A 7,169-nucleotide genomic window follows, 5' to 3' on the forward strand; every position below is an offset into this window, starting at 1 on the left:
ATCCCGAAACGAAGGGTGAAATGTTTCCTCCCACGAAGAAAGTTTCTGTCGGCTAGAAGCGGGCGAGCCGCCCCCGGCCATCAGTCCGCGAGAATCTGGACGCAGTCTTGGGCGATCGCCCATTCCTCCTGCGTGTGAATAACGAGCACCCGAATCTTCGACTTAGTCGCCGCAATGTCGCGATCGGCGGTATGGCGCTGGAGTTTATCCGGATCCAGGTGCAGACCCAGGAACTCCCACCCGGCACAGGCGGCTCGCCACAAATCGGCGCTGTTTTCGCCAATCCCAGCGGTAAACACCAGGGCATCCAGTCCCCCCAGATTGCCCAGCATGGCCCCAATATGGCGGCGCAACACGTGGATAAACATATCGATGGCGAGTTGCGCTTGGTCATTGCCAGAGTCTGCCGCCTCTAACACTTGCCGCAGATCGTTGGAAATGCCGGAGATGCCTTTGATCCCCGATTGCTTATTCAGCAAGGTGTCGAGGTCGTCGGCAGTGTAATGGTCGTGGCGCATCAGGTGAATGAGAATGCCCGGATCGACTGAACCGGAGCGACTGCCCATCATCAGTCCATCGAGCGGGGTAAACCCCATGGTGGTATCGACACTGACGCCAGCGCGCACCGCCGCCAGCGAGCAGCCATTACCGAGGTGGCAGGTGATCAGTTTCAGATCGGTCAGCTCTCGCCCCATCAGCTCGGCGGCGCGCTGGGCCACATACCGATGGCTGGTGCCGTGAAAGCCGTAGCGCTGAATGCCCTGCTCGACCCACTCATACGGCCCTGGAAAGGTGCTGGCGGCAGCGGGCATTTGCGCGTGAAAGGCCGTGTCAAACACGGCTACCTGGGGCACCTCTCCCAAAATCGCCTCCATGGCTTCGATGCCCTGCAAGTTGGCTGGATTGTGGGCGGGGGCCAGGGGAAACAGTTGGCGAATGGTGGCTTTGACGGCGGGGCTGATGCGGGTGCTGGCTTGGTATTCGCGACCACCATGCACCACCCGATGGCCGATCGCTTGGATTTCGCTGAGGGTCGCTAACGTTTTTACTGGCCCCTCGACCAGCGTATTGATCAGCCAGCGCAGCCCTACCGTTTTGTCCTCAGTGGTAAGCGTATCTTGATGGCTCCGACCGTCGGCGGTTTGCGCTTTGAGTTCCACGGCTCCGGCGGTGTGAGTCCAATCGAGTTGGGCGCGCCACAGCGGTTTTTGGCCCTGGTCAAAGTCGAAGAGGGCGGCTTTGTGACTGCTGGAACCAGCGTTGAGGACGAGAATTTTCATGATTGGCAGGGGGGCAGAAGAGGGGCTGGGTGCGACGGTGGCTGGGTGTGAGGGTGGCTGGGTGTGAGGGTGGCTGGGTGTGAGGGTGGCTGGGTGCGACGGTGGCTGGGTGTGAGGGTGTGAGGGTTGGACTAATCCCGTTGGTTAAAACGAGAATGCCGCGCCCCTAACAGATATTTCGGTGGGATCTGACCGATCCCCATTAGGTGCCGGGGCGGGCGTCGAGGTCGGCGGGCAGGTGGGAGCGATCGCCATGTTTCACCAACAGCGGCCCGTGCACCCCAAACTCGACGACGCTGACCGACGCCACGGGAAAGGTGATGCGATCGCGATAACGCCCCAAGTCCAGTCCCAGCAGACTGCACAGCACAACCCGCAGGGTCGATTTGTGGGCGACTACCAGCACATTGCCATCTTTGTGTTTTTCTTCAATCTCGCTCATCACCAATGAAGCCCGACTGGCAACCTGAACTGCCGATTCGCCCCCCGTCGGCGCATTCCACGCGGGTTCCGTCAGCCACCGCACATAATCTTCAGGGAATTTTTCGTTCACCTGCTCTTTGGTCAGGTTTTCCCACTCGCCAAAGGACATTTCCTTCAGGCCGTCGCGCAGTTGCATGTCCAGCCCGGTGGCTTCACAAAACGGGCGGGCGGTGCTTTGGGTGCGCTGCATCGGACTCACATACACCGCCTGCCAGGACAGCAATGCGTATTTCTGCGCAAAGTGCTGGGCCATCGCAAAGCCCGCCTCATTCAGATCCGGATTCATTTTGCCGGAGAACACATCAGTTTGGCTGGCGGTGGTTTCGCCATGTCGGATCATGTAGACGCACAGGCTCATGGTCACGCTCCAGAAAAATCAACAGTATCGAGTGGCGGTGAGGTTCTACCCAAGGGCATCCCTGCTCGCCAACGGTTAGGTGATCACGGTGGGCTGGTCGCGGCCCGTGGTGGCTTTGAGTTGAGCAATTTCGTCGGCGAGCTGAATCAAGTCTGCCAGGGCCGCTTGAGTGTCTTGGTCGTGTTTGCTGGCGTCGGCTTCGTACCGCTCCACGTACAAGCGAATGGTGGCCCCCTCCGTGCCCGTACCCGACAGGCGGAAGATGATCCGGGAACCGTCGGTGAAGCCGATGCGGATGCCCTGCTTGCTGGCGACACTGCCATCCACCGGGTCGGTGTAGCTGAAGTCATCGGCATAAGCGACTTCGTACTTGCCAAAGGTCTGGCCCGGCATCGAGGCCAACGCCCCGCGCAGCGTCTCCATCATTTGCGTTGCGGGACCGCTCGCCACCGCTTCGTAATCGTGCCGGGAGTAGAAGTTGCGGCCATAGGTGGCCCAGTGCTCCTTCACGATGTCCTCCACGGACTGCTTTTTCACCGCCAGGATGTTGAGCCAGAACAGCACCGCCCACAGGCCGTCTTTTTCGCGAATGTGGTTGGAGCCGGTGCCAAAGCTTTCTTCGCCGCAGAGGGTGGCTTTGTCCGCATCCAGCAAATTGCCAAAGAATTTCCACCCCGTGGGCGTTTCGTAGCACTCGATGCCCAACTTTTCGGCGACGCGATCGGGGGCTTGGCTGGTGGGCATGGAGCGGGCGATTCCCGTCAGGCCGCTGCGATAGCCGGGAACCAACGTGGCGTTGGCCGCGAGCACCGCCAAGCTGTCGCTGGGGGTGACGAAAAAATTGCGCCCCAGCACCATGTTGCGATCGCCATCCCCATCCGACGCCGCGCCAAAGTCTGGCCCATCGTCCTGAAACATCACGTCTACCAAGCTCTTGGCATAGACCAGGTTGGGGTCGGGGTGCCCACCGCCAAAGTCTTCCAACGGCACGCCATTTTGCACCGTGCCCGCCGGGGCGTTCAGCCGTCGCTCAAAGATTGCCGTCGCGTAAGGCCCCGTCACCGCATGGAGGGAGTCGATGCAGATACGGAAGTTGCCGCTGCTCAAGAGATCTTGAATGGCGGCAAAGTCGAACAGGGTTTCCATTTGGGCGGCATAGTCGGCCACGCAATCGATGACTTCGACGGTGGTGTGGCCGAGTTGGGTGGAGCCAATACGATCCAGATCCACGTCGCTGGCATCGAGGATTTTGTACTCCGTGATGGTTTTGGTACGATCGAAAATGGCGCTGGTAATTTTTTCGGGGGCCGGGCCGCCGTTGCTGACGTTATATTTCACGCCAAAGTCTTCTTTGGGGCCGCCGGGATTGTGGCTGGCGGAGAGAATGATGCCGCCAAACGCGCCGTTTTTGCGAATCACGCAGGACGCTGCCGGAGTTGATAAGATGCCCCCCTGACCGACGAGCACCTTGCCAAAGCCATTGGCTGCCGCCATTTTGAGGATGATCTGAATGGCCTCGCGGTTGTAGTAGCGGCCATCGCCCCCCACCACCAAAGTTTGGTTTTGGATGCCGTCAAGACTGTCAAAAATGGCTTGAATAAAATTTTGTAGATAGTTCGGTTGCTGAAAGGTGGGCACCTTTTTACGCAGGCCCGAAGTCCCCGGTTTTTGGTCGGGGTAGGGTTGGGTGCTAACTGTTTGCACTGTGGTCATACAATCTCCCGGATCGCAGCTGTGGTTGGCGGCATCAGTGATGGCCGCGCATCTTTTACCCCATTTCGGCGGGGTGTGGTTCGCCCTTGAATTATGAGTCAGGCTTGGTCGGGAAGCAATCGGCAGGACGGACGAGATCGCCCCCAGACACCCGACCAGACTGCTTTATACATAATCGGCTGCCTTGATCGCTGCCGTTGCCAACCTGACCAACTGGTGGGTCAGTATGCCGCACCCACCCTAAGACCACATTAAAGATGTTGCCACCAGGGGACGGTCCCCTATTGGATCGCCCAACCAGTCAAACTTTAGCCAGAGGGAGGAGGAGACCGTCCCCTTTACGTCGCCAACCTGGCAAACGCGATCGCAGTATGCCGCACCAACCCTAAGACCACGTTAAAGCCTCGGTTCTCAGGGGAACGGTTCCTACAAACTCAAGTTTTATCGTATCGGCTGACTTGCCAGGGAACCGCCCCCTCAAAATAAGCCTCATGCTGATGTTGGTTCATTCAATTCTTGCAAGCGATTTACGACATGAAGCTGAAATTCTGAGAGGTGCTCCCACGCTTGCCGAAATTTCCTGAAGTTAGGGCTGCTAAAGGAGTAAGCAGTTCCCCCTCCAAACCTGGGTGGACTAAAACCCAAAATCTCTTCTTGATGAGGTAGTTGATGCCAATCTGATGCTTTAGCTAACCAAACAATTCTGACCCATCGAAAGTAACCATTTTTATTTCGACGGACGTCGTCGTCGAGCATTTCCACAATATGGGTGACCCGAGCATGCTGATTCAATATCATCAAGTCACCTTGTTTAGCGGATTTTGCACCTTTGCTAGTCAGCAACCAGTACATTTCAAACACTCCACTCTCAATCGAGCCCCCCATACGTCGAATATGGTCGAGCGTGTAAGACCATCCCCCTGCTGGGTCTTTTATGTTCTTGAGATACAGAATTCTGCTGCGATCGCATTCATGCAACTCTTTACGAGGAACGTTGGGTACCAACAGCGCCGTTGCCTGACTATCAGTTTCAACTGTTGGCGAAATTGTCTGAGCAGTCTTCAGTTTCTCGTTCCCTGGCTTAATGCCAGTCACTCCCCACACTAACTGGACCAGCGGATCAGGATCCTGCAACCTAAAATCGACCCAATGACGATTCTTCAAGAAGATTGGCAAGCGAGGTTGCTTTGGCACATTAGGTAGCATCACCGGAATTACTGGGCAGCCCCGCTGGATGAACTCTTGCAAAAAAGCATAAATTTCTTCGCTTTGCCAAGGGCCAAGTCCCTGCTGGCCGACAAACACCGCTGCCGCGCCTATGCTTTCAATTTGCTGCTCCAAAGCAAACTGCCAAATGGCACCAGGTTGCAGTTCCCACACATCGAGCCAAGGTTTTAGATTATTTTGCTGTAGCTGTTGGGCAATTTCGATGACGGCAGGTTTGTCTTCACTGTTGTGACACAAAAATACGTCGAACTGTTGATCTGCCATTGCCCAAGGTCGCTACAAAATCTGTACGAATCGCTGCCTCCAAGTTTAATCCTTCGCTAGAGCTTGGGCATCCCATCTTTAGCTACCAGGGGACGCTCCCCTTCTCCCTCTGGCTTCAGTTTTCTGGTTCAGCAATTCAACAGGGGAGCGTCCCCTATGGTCAGGTTTGAAATTGCTGACTATGCAGGTAAGCGTAGCGATCGCCCCGCGCCAGCAATTCTTCATGGGTGCCAGATTTGCGGTTAGTCAGGAACTTCCCCCTTGGCTATGCAGTCGTTATGGAGTGCATAGCTACCGATACCAGCAATCCCCCGTTGCCATACACGTTCAGCTTTACGCCCCGATGGCCACAACGTGCCACAACCGACCAAGCCAAGCTGGTCAACTCACCCATCCGAACATTGCCCCGGCAATCAGGCTTTAACTCTTTGCATTTGCCAGTCGTTTCCCAACCTGTGTTGTTGCTAGTTTTATGTCAAACGCGACCTTCATCCAAGAAGTTGTTAAATTAACCAACCAGTTTCGTGCCCAAAAGGGTCTAGCACCGCTCTCCATTGACTTAGATCTCAACGAAGCGGCGCAAAACCATACCGAAGATATGGCTTTCAATGACTATTTCAGCCACTACGGACTGAATCAGTCGAAGCCGTGGGATCGAGCCCAAGCCGCTGGTTACGAGACTGGCATCGTGGGCGAAAACATTGGCATGGGCTATCATTCTCCGAAAGCCGTGGTCAACGCCTGGATTAACAGCGACAGCCACCGAGCAGCCATGCTCAACTCCCGATACAACGAAATTGGAGTGGGCTACTACTACCTCGACAACGATACCGGCCGGGTTAATTACAACAGTTACTGGACTCAACTCTTTGGCAAAGGTGAAATCGAGGCAGCCTCTGTCCCGACGGCTTCAGCGCCACCACCCCCGCCCTTCCCAGGATTTGACCCGTTGCAGTATGGGGCCTCTAACCCCGACTTACTGGTGTTATTTAACACTGACACCACCGCCCTTGCCCAGCACTATGCCACCTATGGTGCCAACGAAGGCCGCCCCACCGATACGTTTGACGAAATGGGCTATCTGGCGTCTAATCCTGATCTGCTCAGGGCCTTTGGGGCTAATGGGTCGCTGGCTACCCAGCATTACATCATGTATGGATATACCGAAGGCCGCCCAACGAATGGGTTCCAGCCCTGGCAGTATTTAGCTTCCTACGATGATCTCATTCGGGCATTTGGGCCAAACCCAGTCGCCGCAACCCAACACTTTACGCAGTACGGCTTTGGAGAAGGGCGGGCAGCAGATATTTTTGAGGAAGGACGTTATCTGGCCTCTAACGCCGATTTGATTCAACATTTTGGATATGACCTAGAAGCCGCGACGCAGCACTATGTCACCTATGGCATTGGCGAAGGTCGTGCCAAGACCTCATTTGATCCGGTGGCTTATCTGGCACGTTATGGTGATTTGCAAGCGGTTTTTGGCGGCGATTTGGTGGGCACCACTCGACACTATATTGAGTTTGGGTTTAACGAAGGACGCATCGCGACCTAGTACCGCTCGGCGTAAATTTACTACACCGCGCTAATAGCCCGTAAGTTTGGGATGGATACTGCTGGCGGCATATATCGTGAACTGGGTTGCTCTGGCGGCTCTGAAATTCCTCGGCAAGGGGAGACGTTCGGGTGTTGCGGCTCCAAAATCTTGAAATAGAGAGGCTCAGCTGCCACCAGGGGACGGTCCCCTATTGGATCGCCCAACCAGTGAAACTTTAGCCAGAGGGAGGAGGGGAACGTCCCCTGAAGCTCAGGTTTGAAACTGCTGACTGTGGAGATAGGCGTAG

The 7,169-nt window shown here is 55.9% G+C and carries 5 protein-coding genes; 1 reads left to right on the plus strand and 4 read right to left on the minus strand.

The window, feature by feature from the left end:
- Window positions 1-80 precede the first annotated feature (80 nt).
- The 4 genes from JUK32_RS02795 to JUK32_RS02810 form a co-directional block, all read right to left on the minus strand.
- A complete protein-coding gene (locus JUK32_RS02795; protein ID WP_204137328.1) occupies window positions 81-1,280 on the minus strand; it encodes an acetate/propionate family kinase in 1,200 nt (399 codons plus the stop codon).
- 202 nt (window positions 1,281-1,482) lie between these two features.
- The gene (locus JUK32_RS02800; protein WP_204137329.1) at window positions 1,483-2,121 is read right to left on the minus strand and encodes a histidine phosphatase family protein; all 639 of its coding nucleotides are present in this window, start codon (window positions 2,119-2,121) and stop codon (window positions 1,483-1,485) included.
- 75 nt (window positions 2,122-2,196) lie between these two features.
- Window positions 2,197-3,834 carry an alpha-D-glucose phosphate-specific phosphoglucomutase gene (locus tag JUK32_RS02805; protein ID WP_204137330.1) on the minus strand — a complete coding sequence of 546 codons (1,638 nt, stop codon included), beginning with the start codon at window positions 3,832-3,834 and terminating at the stop codon, window positions 2,197-2,199.
- Between the two features lie 489 nt (window positions 3,835-4,323).
- Window positions 4,324-5,325 (minus strand): toll/interleukin-1 receptor domain-containing protein, encoded by a 1,002-nt coding sequence (locus JUK32_RS02810; protein WP_204137331.1) that lies wholly within the window; start codon window positions 5,323-5,325, stop codon window positions 4,324-4,326.
- A 472-nt stretch (window positions 5,326-5,797) separates the two neighbouring features.
- Between JUK32_RS02810 and JUK32_RS02815 the strand changes: the two genes are divergently transcribed.
- Window positions 5,798-6,880, plus strand: a complete 1,083-nt coding sequence (locus tag JUK32_RS02815) for a CAP domain-containing protein (protein WP_204137332.1) — start codon at window positions 5,798-5,800, stop codon at window positions 6,878-6,880.
- Window positions 6,881-7,169: the final 289 nt, after the last annotated feature.

The sequence above is a fragment of the Halomicronema sp. CCY15110 genome (assembly GCF_016888165.1).
Taxonomy (GTDB): domain Bacteria; phylum Cyanobacteriota; class Cyanobacteriia; order Phormidesmidales; family Phormidesmidaceae; genus Halomicronema.